Origin of the sequence: Variovorax sp. CCNWLW235, assembly GCF_037204085.1 — a bacterium.
Classification (GTDB): Bacteria; Pseudomonadota; Gammaproteobacteria; order Burkholderiales; family Burkholderiaceae_C; genus Variovorax.
Window position 1 is genome coordinate 20,531 of record NZ_JBBCBW010000038.1, and the last position, 15,116, is coordinate 35,646.

15 protein-coding genes are annotated in these 15,116 nt (G+C 65.9%); 9 read left to right on the forward strand and 6 right to left on the reverse strand.

What is annotated here, in order from left to right:
• The first annotated feature begins 4 nt into the window (after nucleotides 1-4).
• The 6 genes from V9L21_RS25835 (at nucleotide 5) to V9L21_RS25860 (ending at nucleotide 5,850) form a co-directional block, all read left to right on the forward strand.
• On the forward strand, nucleotides 5-1,399 hold the full coding sequence (locus V9L21_RS25835; RefSeq protein WP_337315637.1) for an ethanolamine ammonia-lyase subunit EutB: 1,395 nt from the start codon (nucleotides 5-7) through the stop codon (nucleotides 1,397-1,399).
• Nucleotides 1,396-2,181, forward strand: a complete 786-nt coding sequence (eutC, locus tag V9L21_RS25840; protein ID WP_337315638.1) for an ethanolamine ammonia-lyase subunit EutC — start codon at nucleotides 1,396-1,398, stop codon at nucleotides 2,179-2,181. Before V9L21_RS25835 ends, eutC begins: the two co-directional genes overlap by 4 nt.
• 67 nt (nucleotides 2,182-2,248) lie before the next feature.
• Nucleotides 2,249-2,593, forward strand: a complete 345-nt coding sequence (locus tag V9L21_RS25845; RefSeq protein ID WP_258507525.1) for a helix-turn-helix domain-containing protein — start codon at nucleotides 2,249-2,251, stop codon at nucleotides 2,591-2,593.
• Nucleotides 2,583-3,836, forward strand: coding sequence for a type II toxin-antitoxin system HipA family toxin (locus V9L21_RS25850; RefSeq protein WP_337315639.1), 1,254 nt, complete (start codon nucleotides 2,583-2,585; stop codon nucleotides 3,834-3,836). Before V9L21_RS25845 ends, V9L21_RS25850 begins: the two co-directional genes overlap by 11 nt.
• A 95-nt stretch (nucleotides 3,837-3,931) precedes the next feature.
• Nucleotides 3,932-5,194 carry an HAD family hydrolase gene (locus V9L21_RS25855; protein ID WP_337315640.1) on the forward strand — a complete coding sequence of 421 codons (1,263 nt, stop codon included), beginning with the start codon at nucleotides 3,932-3,934 and terminating at the stop codon, nucleotides 5,192-5,194.
• 77 nt (nucleotides 5,195-5,271) lie between these two features.
• Nucleotides 5,272-5,850, forward strand: coding sequence for a peroxidase-related enzyme (locus V9L21_RS25860; protein WP_337315641.1), 579 nt, complete (start codon nucleotides 5,272-5,274; stop codon nucleotides 5,848-5,850).
• Between the two features lie 9 nt (nucleotides 5,851-5,859).
• Here V9L21_RS25860 and V9L21_RS25865 read toward each other — a convergent pair whose 3' ends face one another.
• The 3 genes from V9L21_RS25865 to V9L21_RS25875 form a co-directional block, all read right to left on the reverse strand.
• Complete coding sequence (locus V9L21_RS25865) at nucleotides 5,860-7,611, reverse strand: phosphoethanolamine transferase (RefSeq protein ID WP_337315642.1); 1,752 nt, start codon at nucleotides 7,609-7,611, stop codon at nucleotides 5,860-5,862.
• Nucleotides 7,612-7,698: 87 nt separating this feature from the next.
• Nucleotides 7,699-8,268, reverse strand: a complete 570-nt coding sequence (locus V9L21_RS25870; protein WP_337315643.1) for a phosphatase PAP2 family protein — start codon at nucleotides 8,266-8,268, stop codon at nucleotides 7,699-7,701.
• A complete protein-coding gene (locus V9L21_RS25875; RefSeq protein ID WP_337315644.1) occupies nucleotides 8,255-8,980 on the reverse strand; it encodes a phosphatase PAP2 family protein in 726 nt (241 codons plus the stop codon). The genes V9L21_RS25870 and V9L21_RS25875 overlap by 14 nt, the downstream gene beginning before the upstream one ends.
• A 146-nt stretch (nucleotides 8,981-9,126) precedes the next feature.
• On the opposite strand from V9L21_RS25875, the gene V9L21_RS25880 reads away from it, so the two are divergent.
• Both V9L21_RS25880 and V9L21_RS25885 read left to right on the forward strand, forming a co-directional pair.
• Entirely contained in the window at nucleotides 9,127-9,801 is a 675-nt protein-coding gene (locus tag V9L21_RS25880) for a response regulator transcription factor (RefSeq protein WP_337315645.1), read from the forward strand.
• Entirely contained in the window at nucleotides 9,798-11,150 is a 1,353-nt protein-coding gene (locus tag V9L21_RS25885) for a sensor histidine kinase (RefSeq protein ID WP_337315646.1), read from the forward strand. The genes V9L21_RS25880 and V9L21_RS25885 overlap by 4 nt, the downstream gene beginning before the upstream one ends.
• Nucleotides 11,151-11,160: 10 nt before the next feature.
• On the opposite strand, the gene V9L21_RS25890 is transcribed toward V9L21_RS25885, so the two are convergent.
• From V9L21_RS25890 to V9L21_RS25900, 3 genes are all read right to left on the reverse strand, one after another.
• Nucleotides 11,161-11,859 carry a M949_RS01915 family surface polysaccharide biosynthesis protein gene (locus V9L21_RS25890; RefSeq protein WP_337315647.1) on the reverse strand — a complete coding sequence of 233 codons (699 nt, stop codon included), beginning with the start codon at nucleotides 11,857-11,859 and terminating at the stop codon, nucleotides 11,161-11,163.
• Nucleotides 11,860-11,866: 7 nt separating this feature from the next.
• A complete protein-coding gene (locus tag V9L21_RS25895) occupies nucleotides 11,867-12,289 on the reverse strand; it encodes an acyl-CoA thioesterase (protein WP_126746799.1) in 423 nt (140 codons plus the stop codon).
• Nucleotides 12,290-12,370: 81 nt separating this feature from the next.
• The gene (locus V9L21_RS25900) at nucleotides 12,371-13,153 is read right to left on the reverse strand and encodes an SDR family oxidoreductase (protein WP_157614560.1); all 783 of its coding nucleotides are present in this window, start codon (nucleotides 13,151-13,153) and stop codon (nucleotides 12,371-12,373) included.
• A 116-nt stretch (nucleotides 13,154-13,269) separates the two neighbouring features.
• On the opposite strand from V9L21_RS25900, the gene V9L21_RS25905 reads away from it, so the two are divergent.
• Complete coding sequence (locus V9L21_RS25905) at nucleotides 13,270-14,967, forward strand: electron transfer flavoprotein-ubiquinone oxidoreductase (protein ID WP_337315648.1); 1,698 nt, start codon at nucleotides 13,270-13,272, stop codon at nucleotides 14,965-14,967.
• Nucleotides 14,968-15,116 lie beyond the last annotated feature (149 nt).

Genomic DNA, 15,116 nt, shown 5'->3' on the forward strand with positions numbered 1-15,116 from the left:
AAAGATGCGCTACCGCACCACCATCACCGGCCAGGTCTTCGCATTCGACGACCTGAAGCAGGTCATGGCCGTGGCCAGCCCGGCGCGCTCGGGCGACTATCTCGCGGGCATTGGCGCGGCCACCGCGCAGCAGCGCATGGCGGCGCGCCACGTGCTGGCCGAAACGCCGCTCAAGCAGTTCCTGAACGAAGCGCTGATTCCCTACGAGAGCGACAACATCACGCGCCTGATCGTCGACAGCCATGACGCGCAGGCTTTTGCGCCGGTGTCGCATCTCACGGTGGGCGACTTCCGCAACTGGCTGCTGTCGGAACAGGCCAGCACTGAAGCGCTGACGGCGCTGGCGCCCGGCCTCACGCCCGAGATGGTGGCGGCCGTGTCCAAGCTCATGCGCAACCAGGACCTGGTCTCGGTCGCCAGGAAGTGCAGCGTGGTCACGCGGTTTCGCGACACCATCGGCCTGCCCGGCCACCTGGCCGTGCGGCTGCAACCCAACCATCCGACAGACGACCTGCGTGGCGTGGCCGCCTCCACGCTCGACGGTTTGCTTTATGGCGCGGGCGATGCGGTGATCGGACTCAACCCGGTGTCCGACAGCATGCAGGTGCTGGGGCGTTTGCTGCACATGCTCGACGAAGTGATCCAGCGCTTCGAGATTCCCACGCAAAGCTGCGTGCTCACGCATGTGACCAACACGCTCAAGCTGGCGGAAGCCGGCGCGCCGGTGGACCTGGTGTTCCAGTCGATCGCGGGCACCGAGAAGGCGAACCTCTCTTTCGGCATTACCCCCGAGCTGCTCGACGAAGCCTACGCTGCGGCGCTGGCACTGAACCGGGGCACGGTCGGCAACAACGTCATGTACTTCGAAACGGGCCAGGGCAGCGCCCTCTCGGCCAACGCCAACTTCGGCGTGGACCAGCAGACCTGCGAGGTGCGCGCCTATGCCTTGGCGCGGCGCTACAAGCCGCTCCTCATCAACACGGTGGTCGGCTTCATCGGCCCAGAATATCTTTTCGACGGCAAGCAGATCATCCGCGCCGGGCTCGAAGACCATTGCTGCGGCAAGCTGCTGGGGCTGCCCATCGGCTGCGACATCTGCTACACCAACCATGCCGAGGCCGACCAGGACGACATGGACAACCTGCTGGTGCTGCTGGGCACCGCGGGCATCAACTTCATCATGGGCATTCCGGGCGCCGACGACGTGATGCTCAACTACCAGAGCACCTCGTTCCATGACGCGCTGTTCCTGCGGCAGACGCTGGGCCTGAAGCGCGCGCCCGAATTCGAGGCCTGGCTGCAGCGCATGCAGATCACCAATGCCGCGGGGCAACTCGCACCGCCTTCGGCCAACCGCCTGCTGGCAGACATGAGCGGGCTAAACGCACTCGCGCCATGAGCGGCGATTCCGTCACGCCAAACCCTTGGGGCCAGTGGCGCTCGGCCACCCCCGCACGCTTGGCGCTGGGCCGTGCCGGTGCCGGCATGCCGACTGACGAGACGCTGCGCTTCGGGTGGGCCCATGCCATGGCGCGCGACGCCATCCATGCGGCGCTCGATGTCGATGCACTGGAAGCCACGCTGCGCCAGCAGAACTGGGAAACGCTGCACGTCCGCAGCCGTGCGGAAGATCGCACCACCTACCTGCGCCGGCCCGACCTCGGACGGCAACTCGACCCTGCCGATGCGGAACGCCTGCGCGCCGCGGCAAAGCCTGGATGCGATGTCTGCCTGGTCATCGGCGACGGCCTTTCCTCACTCGCAGTGGCGCGCCACGCGGCGCCGCTGCTGGCTGCGTTGCGCTCGCATCTGCCGGCCGAAACGCGCTTCTCCCCCGTGGTCATCGCCACGCAAGCACGCGTTGCGCTGGCTGACGAGGTGGGCGAACTCTTCGGCGCCGCGCTCTCGGTCATGCTGATCGGCGAGCGCCCGGGCCTCAGCTCGCCCGACAGCCTGGGCATCTACCTGACCCATTCGCCGAAGCGCGGCCGGCACGATGCCGAGCGCAACTGCATCTCGAACGTGCGCCCTGAAGGCCTACCCTGCGAAGCCGCCGCGTTCAAGCTGGCATGGCTGATGCACGAGGCGCAGCAGAGAGGGCTGACCGGCGTCGGCCTCAAGGACGAGAGCGATCTGGCAATGCTTCAGCAAGACGCCCATAGGCCCGAACTGTCCGAATAACACGCACTCCACTCTGCCAAAAAACGCATTAAAATGACTTTTAAACGGTTTAATAGTCATTTTATTGATGCCAAGAAGCAGCCACAGCCTTTCCGCCCTGCCCTCGCAAACCATCGACCCTCTTGAAAGGCTCGGCCTGCGCCTTCGCGCGCACAGGGTCCATCGCGAATGGACGATCGCCGAAATGGCCGAACGGTTGCTGTGCTCGCCAAACACCCTGCGCGCACTCGAATCCGGCAAACCGGGCACCAGCATCGGCCTGCTCGCCCACGCGTTGTGGCTCTTTGGCGAGATCGATTCGATGGACAACGTGGCCCCCGCCCCCGCAGCGCTGGCCGCGAAGCGCCGCGTGCGCAGGTCGGCGGCGGAAGGCCCAGCAGGCAAGATCGCGGAAGACGAACGTGACTTCTGACAGCGCCGTCGACGAGCGAAGCATCTACGTCGGCCTTGCGCACCGCACCGGTGAACGGGTGCAACCGGCCGGCCTGATGAAGGTGGCGCGCCGCGGCGTGGTGGAGTCCGGCGAGTTTGCCTACGGGCGGCGCTATCTTGAAGCCCCGGCGTCCGCACCGCTCAACCCCGAGCATCTGCCGCTGCGCGATGCGACCTTTGTGCTGCCCGAGCGCCGCATTCGCGACGGTGGCGCCATGCCGCTCACGCTGCGCGATGCGCTGCCCGACAGCTGGGGCCGCAAGGTGCTCGAAATACGCCAGGGCAAACCGCTGTCGGACATCGACGCGTTGCTGCTCACCAACGAGGACCGCATCGGCGCGATGGTGTTCGCCGAATCGCTGCCCATCGAAAGTGAAGAACCGCCATCGACACTGCTTTCGCTGGAGGAACTCGCCGAAGCATCCCACCGCATCGAAGCGGGAATCGAGATCGGCCCCGACATGCACAGGCTGTTGCGCGGCGGCAGCCTGGGAGGCGCCCGCCCCAAGGCTGCCTTTGTGCACCAGGGCCGGCGCTGCATCGCCAAGTTCGCATCGCGTGGGGACGACCACGACGTGGAAGTGATCGAGGCGGCAACGCTCTGGCTGGCCGATGCCTGCGGCATCGAAGTTACGCCTTTTCTGCTGCAACCCCTTGCGGCAGGACATGCCTTGCTGGTCGAGCGCTTCGACCGGGTGGGGCCTGTGGGCGACGAACGCCGCTTTCACTACCTCTCGGCTTCGGCACTGCTCGACGTGCCCTACGAATCCAGCCGGGGCAGCTATGTCGAGCTGGCGCAGTTGCTGCGGCGCATTTCCGCGCAGCCGCAAGCAGACCTGGCCGAGCTTTTTCGCCGCCTGGTGTTCAACCTGTCGGTGGGTAACAGCGACGACCACGTCAAGAACCATGGCGCGTTGCGAAGCGAAGACGGCCTCTGGCGACTGGCCCCGGCTTTCGACCTCGTCATGCAGTTGGGCGGGCACACGGGTTATCAGGAGCTGGCCATTCTTCCGGGGCAGCACGCATCGAGCCTCGAACTGGCACGCGCCGCGTCCTCCCATTTCGGACTGTCGATGGCGCAGGCGGACGAGATCATCCGCACCACCGAAGAAACCGTTGCTGTGCAGGCCGCGGCGAGCGTCGAGGCGGCAGGGGGAAACCGCGCTCTCGTGCGCCGGGTGGCGGCGTTCATCGAGCAGCAGCACGCACGCATGCACGCGTAGCTGGCACGGCTGATGCGTAGGTCGATGCGGAAGTGTCACGGGCGCGGCATACGCCCGGCGCTTCCCATCGACAACCGCACAACAACAAGGAACGCATGCAACGCCGCCTCGTCCTCCTCACTCCGCTTGCCGCCGCGCTCGCCGCTACCGGCTGCGCCAGTCTTTCGCCCGCCAAAGGCCTGTCGCCGGGCCGCTGGGATGCATTCAACCGATCTCAGATCGAAGGCCTGATCGAAAGCCTCGGCAAGGGAAGCCCGGGCTACCGCGCCGCCAAGCCGCCTTATGTGGTCTTCGACTGGGACAACACCAGCGTGTTCCTCGACATCGAAGAAGCCTCGCTGATCTACCAGCTCGAAAACCTGGTGTTCGGCGCCACGCCCGCGCAACTCGAAGTGGCCTTGCGCAAGAACATTCCCAAGAAAGACTTTCTTCCGGCGCACAACAATGCAGCGGGCAAGCCGGTCAACATCGATCTGCTGGTGCCGGACATCGTGGCGAGCTACACGTGGCTCTACCAGAACTACAGCGGCCTCAAGGGCACCCAGCCGCTCGTGGCGGTCAAGCTGAGCCCGCACTACATTGCGTTCACCACCAAGGTTCGCTATCTCTACGAAGCCATTGGCGACACCTTCGACCACGACACGGCCTACCCGTGGGTGACCTACCTCTTCGTCGGCATGACCGAAGCGCAGGTGCGCAAGCTCACGGCGGAAACGGTGGCGTGGCAGTTGAAGGAGCCGGTGGCCAAGGTGAAGTGGACCTCGCCCACGGCACTGCCCGGCCAGGCGGGGGTGGTTTCGGTCAGCTGGAAGAACGGCCTGCGGCTGCAGCCCGAAATGCAGGAGCTGTACGCCGTCTTTCGCAACGCGGGCTTCGATGTGTGGGTGTGCTCCGCGTCCTTCGTCGACGTGATCAAGGAGATTTCGTCCAACCCGGCTTTCGGCTACAACAACCCGCCCGAACGCGTGCTGGCCATGGAGCTGGAGCGCGATGCCAGCGGCGTCATCCAGCCGGAGTTTCGCCGTGGCTACGACCAGACCCAGGGCCCCGGCAAGACGAAGAACATCCAGCGCTTTCTGGTCAGCAAGTACGGCTATGGTCCGTGCTTCATTGCTGGCGACAGCGAGGGCGACCAGAACATGATGGCCGACTTTGCCGACACCAAGAAGGTGCTGATCGTGAACCGCCTGCGCGACCCGAAGACCGACATCGGCAAGTTCTCGGCCGTGGCGGTGCAGAACTACGGCAAGCCCGACACGCGCTACCTGCTGCAGGGCCGTGACGACAACACGGGCCAGTGGGTGGCTTCGCAGCTGCACACGCCACTGGGTGCCACGCAGGGCAAGGCGCTGAAGTAGGCCCGTGGCCGTGGCGGGCGGTAGCCGCTCTTGAGGGACTTGCCTATGATCGTGGCACTGCCCTCAGGAGACAAAACATGGCCGACCGCTATCCCCTTGCCGAGCTGAAAGACCTGCCCGAAGACATCCGCACCGCCATCCTCGCGGTGCAGGAGAAGGCCGGCTTCGTGCCCAACGTTTTCCTTGCGCTGGCGCGTCGCCCGGCCGAGTGGCGCGCCTTCTTCGCTTATCACGACGCGCTGATGCTGAAGGAAGAAGGCTCGCTCACCAAGGGCGACCGCGAGATGATCGTCACCACCACCAGCGCGGCCAACCAGTGCCTCTACTGCGTGGTGGCGCACGGCGCGCTGCTGCGCATCTACGAGAAGAAGCCGCTGGTGGCCGACCAGGTGGCGGTGAACTACCGCAAGGCCGACATCACGCCGCGCCAGCGCGCCATGCTCGACTTTGCAATGAAGGTGTGCGAACGCTCGCACGAAGTCGACGAGGCGGACTTCAGCGCATTGCATGCTCACGGCTTCGACGATGAGGACATCTGGGACATCGCCTCCATCACGGCCTTCTTCGGCCTGAGCAACCGCCTTGCGAGCTTCAGCGGCATGCAGCCGAACCCCGAGTTCTTCCTGATGGGGCGGCTGCCTCGCGAGAAGAAATAGCGCGATCCTTCAAGCCTTGTTTCGGCAGGACGCGAGCGCGTCGAGCGCGGGCTTGTAGGTGGAATTGGCGACGTCCATCAGCCCGAGCACCGTGTGATAGAGGTTGTCATGCGTGAGCGGCGTGTCGAGCCCCGCTTCCATGCACGGCGTCGAGAGCTTGCGGCGCTCGCTCATGCCCTGGCTGAACCAGGTGACCATAGGCACGTGCTTCTGGGCCTCCGGCGCAAAGCTGTAGGGCACGCCATGCAGGAACAGGCCGTACTCGCCGAGCGACTCGCCATGGTCGCTCACGTACAGCAGCGCCGGGTCGTAGCGCCCCGACTGGGCCTTGAGCCAGTCGATGGTCTGGCTCAGGAAGTGGTCGGTCTGGGCGATGGAGTTGTCGTACACGTTCTGCAGCTCCGCATGGCCGCACTCCGCCAGCGCGTTGGTCTTGCATTCGGGCAGGAAGCGCTTCACCTCCGGCGCCGAACGCTTGTAGTAGGCCGGCCCGTGGCTGCCCATCTGATGCATGACCAGCACCACGCCCTTTGCGCGGCGCTCGGCCGGCAGCGCCGCGATGCGCGCATCCAGGCCCTTGAGCATGACGTCGTCCAGGCACTCCTCGCCGTCGCACAGCGCGCTCTTCTGCGCCGGTGAAAGGCTGTCGAAGGCCGAGGCATTCGGAATGCGCGTGCAGACATCCTTGCAGCCCGCCTGGTTGTCGAGCCACAGAACGGCCAGGCCGGCGGCCTGCAGCACGTCGACCAGGTTCTCGTAGTCGTCCTTGCGCGATTCGTAGCCTTGCTTGCCGAGCGGCGAGAACATGCACGGCACCGAAGCCAGCGTGTTGGTGCCGCACGAATGCACATCGCGGTAGCTCAGCACGCCCCGCGCGGCCAGCCCGGGCGTGGTGTCGCGCGCGTAGCCGTTCAGGCCGAAGTGGTCGGCACGGGCTGTCTCGCCCACCACCAGCACGAACATCGGCGGCCGGGCCTGCCCGGCATAGCTCGCGCCCAGCGCCGTGCCGGCGGTGATGGGAATCAGCTTGCGGCTGCGCTTGAACAGCGGCTTGATGAGCACCGAGCCGGCCGAATAGAGGCTCGCCACTGGGTTCATCATGTAGCGCAGGTGGATGTTGTTGCGCATCAGCGGCGCGAGCTGGCGGTTCATAGATACGGCCGCCGCCAAGGCCACCACCACGGCCAGCACCAGCAGCGCCGCGTTGCGCCAGAGCTTGCCGACAAAGCGCATCGGCATGATGCGAGCGCGCCAGAGGGCAACACCCGGCAGCAGCACGACCAGCAGCACATGAAACGCCATGCGCCAGCTCATGAGGTCGCGCGCTTCGTTCGGGTCGGTCTGCAGCACGTTGGCGATCATGGTCGGGTCCATCACCACGCGGTACTCGAGCATGTAGTGCTGCACAAACGCTGCCAGCAGCACCACGGCAAACCACAGCGGCTTCATCCAGCGCGACCATGCGGTGAAGGACAGCAGCGCCACGGTGGCGCACACCATGAGCACCGCCATGGCTGCGGTGGTGGGCAGGTAGGCGCTCGGTGCGCCGCCGATGCGCGCTAGCTCGTCCCACAGCGGCCAGTTGGCAGCGGCGGCAAGGTACAGGGCGAGCCACACCACCACCCGTTGCGCCGTGCGCGGCCGTGCGAGCCACATGTCGATGCGTGCCCACAGCGCATGTGCAAACGCCAGGTAAGGCGCGCTGGCTGCAGGCGGTTCCATGCCCCGTGCGGGCGCAGGCTCGATTCGCGTAAATGACATGCGCCGACTGTAGAAAGCGCAACTGAAGGAAGCCTGAATGCCCCGTTCAGCCGGCGTTCAGAATGGGCCCCGTGCAGGCCCCCCGGGCTAGGCGCGGGCTCGCCTTGCCCGCAGCCGGGGCCGCATGTAGGCCCTGAGCGCCAGGTTCAATGGGCGGCTGACGCGGCGCTCGACCACGATCGCGACCAGCGCCGCCAGCATGGCGCCAACGACCACGTCGAACGGAAAGTGCAGCCCCAGGAACACGCGGCTCCATCCGACCACGGCGGCCACCACCAGCGCCGCAATCATGGGCGCGCGCCACGGCAGGCACCACAGCGCAAACGCGGCGGCAAAGGTGCCCGCGGCATGCAGGCTTGGAAAGCCCGGCCGCGCGCCCTGCGGCGCCCACTGCTCGCCCAGCCCGTAGAACGCGGGCCGCTGGAATGGCATGACCGAGCGGAACACGTTCACCACGACCCAGACGACCAGCACGCTGACCAGCGCGGTAAAGAAGGCATAGCGCAGGCGCCGGTCAACCGCCGCCGCGCCCATGACCGCGAGAGCCAGCAGGGTCGGCAGCACATTGGAGGCGAAGCGCGCGAAATGAATGCTCCACGCCGGCGCCATGGCACCCGCGTTGATCAGCTCGAACAGGGCGATATCAAGGGCCTGCATGCAAGGCGGCCGGCCCGGGTGCCGGCAGGGGGGTGCCGCGGGGCGCGGCGATCAGCTCGATGGCAAGACCGACGGTCCAGCAGATCCAGGCCGTCCACAGTGTATGGCTCATGTAGTGCGCGCCGCGCAGCTGCTGCGACACGCCAAGCATCAATCCCGCGGCCAGCGAAACGCATAGCCATGCAATGGCCGCGCGCGGCGACACGCGCCGCAGCACGAAATAGCCACCCGCGTAGGCAAAGGCGGCGGAGGCATGGCCCGCCGGGAAACATCCGCCCGGGCCGCCGTCGTACACCTTCCACGCCCAGTGCGACACATGGCTTGCCACACCGCCGAATTCCTTCAGGTCCCAGGGGCAGCTCGTATGGCTCGCATGCTTGAACAGGCTGATTGCAATGACGGAAAGCAGCACCGTGAACGCCAGCTGCGCCCGCGCACGGGCAGGCAGCCGCCGCAAGATGCCCACAGGCCAGCGGATGGCGGCAAAGAGCGCAATCACGCACAGCCAGCTCAGGTTCTTTGCGCTTTCATGCATCACGCGGACAAGAAAGGCGTTGTCGCGCCACGGAAAACCAATGGGCGTGCCGGCCAGGCGCGCCAATGCGAGATCGCCGCCCGTGGCATCCCAGGCCAGCAGGAGCACCAGTGCAACAAGGGTCACCCCCCCAAGGCGGATGTTCGACGGATTCGAAAAGTTCGGAGCACGCGTCATGAGCAGAAAAGCAGGTCTGAAAACACCCCTTGAGCCTACGTTTGCGGCCTGAACCGTTCCTGAAGCGGTCTGAACGAAAGCTGACCCGGCTGCGGCGGCACCGCTGTCGGCGCTAGACTTCGTTTTTTCTCGAAAGACCCCCTCGCGTGCGGATATTGCTTGTCGAAGATGACAGTGCGTTGGCAGACGCCGTCTGCAGCTATCTGCTCGCGAAGGCGTTCGTCGTCGACGTGGCGCCCGGCCTTGCCGAAGCGCGCGGCGCCCTGCTCTCGGTGCAATACGCCGCCGTGCTGCTCGACCTGCACCTGGGCGACGGCGACGGCCTTTCGCTGCTGCCGCAGGTGCGCGCGCTGCGCGAGCCGCCCATCGTCATCGTGCTGACCGCGCGCGACCAGGTGACCGACCGCATCCGCGGGCTCGATGCGGGCGCAGACGACTACCTCATCAAGCCCTACGACCCGGCCGAGCTGCTGGCGCGGCTGCGCGCCGTCGAGCGGCGGCGCAACGCCAGCAGTTCGCCGGTGCTGCATCTCGGCACGCTGGAAATCGACCTGGCACAAGACCGGGTCCGCAAGGACGGGAATCCGGTCGTGCTGACCCAGAAAGAGTGGGCCCTGCTGCGCGTGATGGCCACCCGGCCCGAGCGCATCCACACCCGCGAAAACCTGGCCGACGCGCTCTACGGCTTCGGCGACGAGGCCGACAGCAACACGCTCGAGGTGTTCATCAGCCGCTTGCGGCGCAAGCTGGGCAAGAGCCACATCCAGACACTGCGCGGCCTCGGCTACCGCCTGTCGACATCGGCGGGCGACGACGAATGAGCGCTCCATTTCCGAACAGCGGTCGCGACACGCTGGCCGGCCGGCTGACGCGCACCCTGATCGTCTGGGTCGGCGGCGTGTGGCTGCTGTGCGTGCTGGCCGTGGTCTGGTATGTGGACCGCGAGATCAACCACAACTTCGACAACGAACTGGTCGAGGTGTCGCACCGCATGTTCGACATGGCGGTGCAGGAGCTCGACAAGCTGCAGCAGACAGGCACTCCCGCGGAAACGCCGCTGATCGCGCCCAAGCAGCTGTTTTCGGCGGACGCCGTGAAGTACCAGGTGGTCGACATCCACGAGCAGGTGCTGCTGCGCTCGGCCGAGGCGCCCACCAATGCCTTCGACGTTCCGCTGGCATCGGGCTTTGCCAACAACCAGACCTGGCGCATCTATACCGTGCGGCACCCCACGCGGGCCCTCTACTTCCAGGTGGCCGATCCGCTGGACGAGCGCCGCTCGGCGCTGAACCGCACGCTCTTCGGCCTGATCATTCCGCTTGGCGCAGTGCTGCCGCTCCTGGCGCTGGTGCTGCGCAACGTGGCCCGCACCGAACTGCGCGTGCTGCAGCAGCTTGCGGGCGAGATCGAGAAGCGCAGCGGCTCCGACCTGCGGCCCATTGCCCTGCCCGGACTGCCGCGCGAATTGCGCTCCGTGGGCGACCACGTCAACAGCCTGCTGGAGCGGCTGTCGCATTCGCTCGATGTCGAACGCGCCCTGGCCGCCAACGCCGCACACGAGCTGCGAACGCCGCTGGCGGCGGCTCGGCTGCGCCTGCAGACGGCGCTTGAGCACGACCTTCAGCGCAACGATGTGCAGGCCGCGCTCGATGCGCTGCAAATGCTCAGCCACCGCACCGAAAAGCTGCTGCAGCTGTCGCGGGCCGAGTCGGGCGCGTCGCTCGCGCGTTCGCGGGTCGACCTGGTCCAGCTCGCCGGCGCGGTGGTGCAGGAATTCTGGAACGATCCGCAGGTCAACGAACGACTCGACCTCAAGCTGCCCGACAGCGCGCCCCCGGTGGCGGTGGGCGACGTCGACGCGCTTGCGATCGCGCTGCGCAACCTGGTCGAAAACGCCCTGCGCTACAGCGGCGGCGCCCGCGTTGTGGTGGAGGTGATGGCGCCCTGCACGCTCGCGGTGCGCGACTTCGGGCCCGGCGCCAGCGCGGCGCAGCTCGCCTCCTTGCAGCAGCGCCATGTGCGCCACAGCTCGGACCGAGCAGGCTACGGACTGGGCCTGTCGATCGTCGGCACGATTGTCGAAAAGCACAACGCAAGGCTTGAGCTGGCATCGCCGCCGGCGGGTGCCGCCAGCGGTTTCGAAGCGCGCATCGTGCTGCCGCCGGCCTGAGGCCAGGGCGTCAGCGCCCGGCGGGCTCTTTCTGCGGCGCGAATCCGTACGAGTTGTCGAAGCCGAACTGGCGGGCGCTGTACATCGCGGCCATTTTCTTCACCAGGTGCCGTTGCAGCGCCTTTGGCAACGCGAAGTAGCCGCTGTTGCCGGTCGTCCTGCGCTGGCCGTCGAGCTGCCCAGTAACGGCGTGGATGCTCGCCTTGCGGCCTTGGTGAAAGGCAATGATCTTTGCGCGGCCTGAGAAGTGGTCGACATTGACGTGGCCGTCGCCCTCCGGTTCGAAAAAGCGGTACACGAGGACCGGGTCGACCAAGCCGTCGCCGTCGATATCCGTAAGCTCAAAGAGCTTGGTGCGAAAGTTGACGCCCACCGCCTCCTCGCCCGCAAAGTCGCGGATCGCCCATTGCCTGGTGAGCATGTTGTCGCTGTCCACCTTGTAGAGCGCGGCGTGGATGGCCGACGACAGCAGCTCTTCGGGAAATGGGCGATCCTGTTTTTCGCCGAGCAGCAGCGCGTAGCTGCCGGATTTGTCGGTGTAGCAATAGCGCTTGAAAAGCGGGGACTCCAGGCCGGTCTTTCTCAATGCATCGGCGCTCAGGAAAGGCGCGTTGGCGGCACATTCGCGCGGGGCGGCCGTGTTTTGCGCGTGGCTCCAGCCGGCCAGGAACGCCAGGCATGCAAGCGCGAGCGCCTTCTTCAGCCGCATCAGAGCCCTACTCGCTCACCACCGCGCGCAGCCAGTCGGGCAAGGGCAGCGCTTTCTGCTTGGGAAAGTCGACCCAGATCGTGGTCGCTCCGCCCGCGGCGCAGACCACGTCGGGCGCCTCGGCGCGGGCCATGGTGGCCCAGCTCTCGAACGTGGTGCGCGCAGGGTCGCTCACGTACATCTTGATGAGCACGTTGCCGGGATACTCGATCTGGCGGTAGAAATTGCAGAAGGCATTGACGATCACCATGCCTTCGCCGCCCGGCGTCGGCTCGATGCCGAGCGAATGTATCCAGTCGATGCGCGCCGTTTCCAGGTAGCGAAAGTAGGTGCCGTTGTTCAGGTGCCCCATGGCGTCCATGTCGCCCCAGCGGATCGGGATCGACATTTCATACACGAGCTTCTTCTTTTCGGGGATTTCGATTCTCATCGGTGGGCCTTGATGGATGCGAGGATGCCAAGAACGAACAACAGCGCGGCCCGGCGGCTATGCCAACCCAGGCCCGCGGCGTCAGAGCGCGAACCCGTCGTCGGCGGCAATCACCGCGCCGTTCACAAAATGGCTCTGGCCGCTGGCCAGCAGCACGATGAGGCCGTCCAGGTCTTCAGGCTTGCCCACGCGCTTGCGCGGCAGCATGCTCACGAGCTTGGCGCCGCCTTCGGAGGCCCAGTGGTCCTCGTTGAGCTCGGTGGTGATGTAGCCGGGGCACAGCGCGTTCACATTGATGCCGAAGCGACCCCACTCGAGCGCCATGGCCTTGGTCATCTGCACCACGGCGGCCTTGCTCATGCAGTAGGCGCCGATCTGCGGCATGACCTTGAGCGCCGCCACCGAGGCGATGTTGATGATGCGCCCGCCGATGTAGGTGCCCGGCGCCGAGCCCTTGGCGCGCGCCAGCATGCGCTTGCCTACTTCCTGTGCCACGAAGAAGGAGCCCTTCACGTTGGTGTCGAAGATGTAGTCGTAGTCGTCGGGGGTGACGTCCTGCAGGCGCTGGGTGGTGCTCACGCCCGAGTTGTTGACCAGGATGTCGATGGGGCCCACCTCGGTTTCGGCGCGCGCCACGGCGGCCTTGATGCTGCCGATTTCGGTCACGTCGAGTTCGACCACGTGCGCGTCGCCGCCCTCGCCCTCGATGCGGGCGCGCAGCTCCTTGAGCTTTTCGACCCGCCGGCTGGCCAGCACCACCGCGGCGCCGGCGCGCGCCAGCGTTTTTGCGAACTGCGCGCCCAGCCCGCTGGAAGCGCCGGTGACGAAAGCCACGCGGCCCGAAAGATCGATGCTGTAAGCCATGAAAAGCGGTCCTGTTGAGTCGTTGCCGAGTCGCCGAGGTGACGCCCTGCACTCCACATAAAATGTTTCGCGCCCTCGAAGCGTCCGAGCCTCAAATCATTATCGACGAGACCCACATGACCCACGACGAAATCCTCGCCCAGTTCGGCCCCCGCGAATCCATGGAATATGACGTGGTGGTCGTCGGCGGCGGCCCGGCCGGCCTGTCGACCGCCATCCGGCTCAAGCAGCTGGCCGCGCAGCACGAAAAGGAAATCTCGGTGGTGGTGCTCGAAAAGGGCTCCGAGCCGGGCGCGCACATTCTCTCGGGCGCCATCATGGACCCGCGCGCGCTGAACGAGCTGCTGCCCGACTGGAAGGAGCAAGGCGCTCCGCTGAACCAGCCCGTCACCGACGACGCAATGGTGTTCCTGGGCGAAAAATCGGGCCTGCGCACCCCCAACGCCTTTCTGCCGGCCTGCTTCCAGAACCACGGCAACTACATCATCAGCCTGGGAGCCTTCACCAAGTGGCTGGCGCAGCAGGCCGAAAACCTGGGTGTCGAAATTTTTCCGGGCTTTCCGGCGGCCGAGGTGCTCTACAACGAAAACGGGTCGGTGCGCGGCGTGGCCACCGGCAACATGGGCGTGGGCAAGGACGGCGAGCCGACCGAAAACTTCCAGCTGGGCATGGAGCTGCTGGGCAAGTACACGGTGTTTGCCGAAGGCGCGCGCGGCCACCTGGGCCGCCAGCTCATCGCCAGGTTCAAGCTCGACGAAGGCCGGGACCCGCAGACCTACGGCCTGGGCGTGAAGGAAGTGTGGGAGATCGACCCCAAGCGCCACCAGCCGGGCTTTGTGCTGCACACCGCCGGCTGGCCGATGAAGAGCGACACCTACGGTGGCGCGTTCCTCTATCACATGGAGGACAACAAGATCTCCATGGGCTTCATCACGGGCCTGGACTACAGCAACCCCTACCTGAGCCCGTTCGAGGAAATGCAGCGCTGGAAGCTGCACCCCAATATCCGCTGGTACCTTGAAGGCGACGAGGCCAAGGGCATCAAGCCGGCCAAGCGCATCGGCTACGGCGCGCGCGCCATCACGGCGGGCGGCCTGATGTCGCTGCCCAAGACGGTGTTCCCGGGCGGCGCGCTGGTCGGCTGCGAAGCGGGCTACCTGAACGTGAGCCGCATCAAGGGCAGCCACGCCGCCATCAAGACGGGCATGCTGGCCGCCGAAGCCGCCTTCGACGCGGTGCAGGCCGGCCGCCAGCACGACGAGCTCACGGCCTACCCGGCCGCGTTCGAGAAGAGCTGGCTCTACACGGAGCTGAAGAAGGCGCGAAACTTCAAGGCCTGGTTCAAGAAGGGGCTGGGCATTGCCACGTTCATGAACGGCATCGAACAATGGCTGCTGAAGGGCAACATTCCGTGGACGCTGCATCGCAACAAGCCCGACCACATGTATCTCAAGCCGGCGGCGGAGTGCAAGCCCATCGTCTACCCGAAGCCGGACGGCAAGCTCACGTTCGACCGGCTGTCGAGCGTGTTCATCAGCAACACCAATCACGAGGAGCAGCAGCCGGCCCACCTGACGCTCAAGGATGCGTCGGTTCCGGTGAACATCAACCTCTCGAAGTTCGCGGGTCCTGAAAGCCGCTACTGCCCAGCTGGTGTGTACGAGTTCGTGGGCACCGATGACGGCAAGCAGCGCCTGCAGATCAACGCGCAGAACTGCGTGCACTGCAAGACCTGCGACATCAAGGACCCGACGCAGAACATCGTGTGGGTTACGCCTGAGGGGGGCGGCGGGCCTAACTACGTGGGGATGTAACTCCTCCAGGTTGTTGTTTTAGGCGCTCTTGTTCAGGGCGCTCTGATTCTGGGCTGTCTTGTTGAGGGGCTCTTGTTCAGGGCTTGTGCAAAGGCCACCGGGTACTCCCCTCCGCGAATGTCCCCCGCCTTCGGCTCCTCCTTTATTTC

What these genes read in the sequence shown, in the direction of transcription:
- V9L21_RS25865 (WP_337315642.1), bottom strand. Translation starts at nt 7,611, where the DNA reads ATGTCATTTACGCGAATCGAGCCTGCGCCCGCACGGGGCATGGAACCG.
- V9L21_RS25890 (WP_337315647.1), bottom strand. Translation starts at nt 11,859, where the DNA reads ATGCGGCTGAAGAAGGCGCTCGCGCTTGCATGCCTGGCGTTCCTGGCC.
- V9L21_RS25855 (WP_337315640.1), top strand. Translation starts at nt 3,932, where the DNA reads ATGCAACGCCGCCTCGTCCTCCTCACTCCGCTTGCCGCCGCGCTCGCC.
- V9L21_RS25845 (WP_258507525.1), top strand. Translation starts at nt 2,249, where the DNA reads ATGCCAAGAAGCAGCCACAGCCTTTCCGCCCTGCCCTCGCAAACCATC.
- V9L21_RS25900 (WP_157614560.1), bottom strand. Translation starts at nt 13,153, where the DNA reads ATGGCTTACAGCATCGATCTTTCGGGCCGCGTGGCTTTCGTCACCGGC.
- V9L21_RS25895 (WP_126746799.1), bottom strand. Translation starts at nt 12,289, where the DNA reads ATGAGAATCGAAATCCCCGAAAAGAAGAAGCTCGTGTATGAAATGTCG.
- V9L21_RS25860 (WP_337315641.1), top strand. Translation starts at nt 5,272, where the DNA reads ATGGCCGACCGCTATCCCCTTGCCGAGCTGAAAGACCTGCCCGAAGAC.
- V9L21_RS25875 (WP_337315644.1), bottom strand. Translation starts at nt 8,980, where the DNA reads ATGACGCGTGCTCCGAACTTTTCGAATCCGTCGAACATCCGCCTTGGG.
- V9L21_RS25885 (WP_337315646.1), top strand. Translation starts at nt 9,798, where the DNA reads ATGAGCGCTCCATTTCCGAACAGCGGTCGCGACACGCTGGCCGGCCGG.
- eutC (WP_337315638.1), top strand. Translation starts at nt 1,396, where the DNA reads ATGAGCGGCGATTCCGTCACGCCAAACCCTTGGGGCCAGTGGCGCTCG.
- V9L21_RS25835 (WP_337315637.1), top strand. Translation starts at nt 5, where the DNA reads ATGCGCTACCGCACCACCATCACCGGCCAGGTCTTCGCATTCGACGAC.
- V9L21_RS25870 (WP_337315643.1), bottom strand. Translation starts at nt 8,268, where the DNA reads ATGCAGGCCCTTGATATCGCCCTGTTCGAGCTGATCAACGCGGGTGCC.
- V9L21_RS25905 (WP_337315648.1), top strand. Translation starts at nt 13,270, where the DNA reads ATGACCCACGACGAAATCCTCGCCCAGTTCGGCCCCCGCGAATCCATG.